Here is a 2,097-nt window from a genome sequence, read left to right as displayed (position 1 = left end):
CTGCACGAGCGGCTTCACGTAGGACCACAGCAGGCCCAGCACGGAGCCGCGGTAGCGCACCTTGATTTCCTTGCGCACCAGCAGCTTCAGGAGGAAGCGGTCGCCGTAGACGTCCAGGAGCCCGTGCCCGGATCCGGGCTTGATCAGTTGGTCGGTTTGACCAGCCATCTACCTGCCGTCCTCGGAATTCGCCTCGAACGTCTTCTTCCACGCATCGATGGAGCTGATCTCGGTGACGGCGCGGCGGTACTGCGCGGCAAGGCTGTCCCATTCCCGGAACAGTTTTGCGTGCAGCATGGTCGCTTCGGTCAGCATCGATTTGAGCTTCTTCGGGTCGCGCTGGTACCACGAGGCGCCCGTGCCCTCCGCGTTGGAGACCACCACACTGTCATAGTGCGCCACCMGGTACCACCGGTTGTCGCGGTGGGCCAGGTAGCCCTGGGGCCGTTCGGCGCTTTCCGGTCCCGGCGCCTTGATGAGCTGGCGCGCCACCGTTTTGATGCCCCACGGGATCAGCTGCTTCTTGCTGGGAAGGCCCACGACGGTCCCGCCCATGGGCCCGCGCCCGATCTTGGGCGCCGGGAAGTCATCGACGTCTTCCTTCAGCTGGGCGTCCGGGTACTGCGCCTTCAGCGCGTTGATTTCCGGCAGCTTGGTGCCGAGCACCTTGTGGAGGTCGTCGGGACCCTTCAGGAGGTCCCGCAGCGCGTCGATGCGCCCGTGCTCGGTGAAGTACTGCATGGACACGAGGTKCTTGACGTCGGACTGGAAAGATTCGCGCAGCACCCGGCCGCCCTTCGGGTACGGGCTATGGATCAGGGTGGTGATCAGCCGGTTCCGCGCGTGGAAGTAGGCCTGCCAGCCGACAAGGTCATCCTTGTCGATCCAGGACACGTGCCAGACGGCAGCACCCGGCATCGACACCGTGGCAAAGCCCGCTTCACGGGCGCGCAGCCCGTATTCGGCGTCGTCCCATTTGATKAACAGAGGCAGGGACAGCCCGATTTCCTGGATCACCTTCGTGGGGATCAGGCACATCCACCAGCCGTTGTAGTCCACGTCCACGCGGCGGTGCAGCCACGGGGTCTGGCGCAGGTTCGCGACGCTGAAGTCGTGCCGCGTCTCCATGTCGGCATGCGGCAGGGCCGGGACGATCCGGTAGGGGTCCACCACCTCGCCGAAGGTGTGCAGGACGCTGCGGTTGTAGAGGTCGAACATATGGCMGCCGACGATCGTCGGCTTGCGGCAGTGGTCGGCGAACGTCAGGAGCCGCACGATGCTCTCGGGTTCGACGACGATATCGTCGTCGAGCAGCAGGGCGTAGTCGCTGCCGTTTTCAACGGCCTCGAACATGCCCCGCGCGAAGCCGCCGGAGCCGCCGAGGTTGGCCTGGTTGATGACCCGCAGCTTGCCGCCGAGGGCGTCCCGCACAGCAGCGAAGCCCTCCTGGTCCTGGACCTTCTGCGTGCCCTGGTCCACGATCAGGATTTCCTTGACGTTCTCAAGGACCTCCGCGTTCTCCGCCAGGATGCGGGCGTTGTTCAGACAGAAGTCCGGCTTGTTCATCGTGGTGATTTCCAGGGTCACCTGGCCCTTGGTCGCAGGGCCGCCGGTGGCCTGCCACGCCCCGTTCTTCAGGACGAGGTCGCCGGTGCTGGCGGCCAGGTCGAACCAGTACCAGCMGCCGTMGCCGAAAGGCTTGAGCGAGAGCTCGAACGTGGAGGTGGTGTCGCCGTCGACGTGCTTGCCGTCGACGCGCTGGACTGAGCCGCGGGCGTTCGATTTGTAGACGGTGACCGTTCCCGGGCCGGACGTCTCCACKACCAGGCGGATGTCCCGCACCGAGGTCCAGCGGCGCCAGTAGCTGGCCGGGAAGGCGTTGAAGTAGGTGCCGAACGAGATCTGCTCACCGGAGCGCACGCGCATGGAGTGCCGGCCCAGGAGATCCTCGAAGTGCGCCTCGCGGCTCTCCGAGCTGAACATCTGCAGCTTGTCTTCGAGCAGCTTCGGGGTGCGGGCGAATTCGTCGTTCTCGCGGAGCCGGATGCCGCTGGCGGTGCCGGCGTCAACGTAGAGGGATACGGTGTCGGTCTGGTC

General features: G+C 65.6%; 1 protein-coding gene and 1 pseudogene. Both read right to left on the bottom strand.

Annotated elements, in window-relative coordinates:
* Positions 1–168, bottom strand: a pseudogene (locus tag AC1DBQ_RS23090) (ABC transporter permease); the annotation flags it as partial.
* Positions 169–2,097: glycosyltransferase (locus tag AC1DBQ_RS23085; RefSeq protein WP_476930716.1), on the bottom strand; the 1,929-nt coding region annotated here is incomplete at its 5' end. It abuts the pseudogene before it with no gap.

The organism is Arthrobacter sp. 10T413_2, assembly GCF_056394205.1.
Note: the sequence above shows the minus strand (reverse complement) of the source record. Positions and strands in the feature narration are given on the sequence as shown.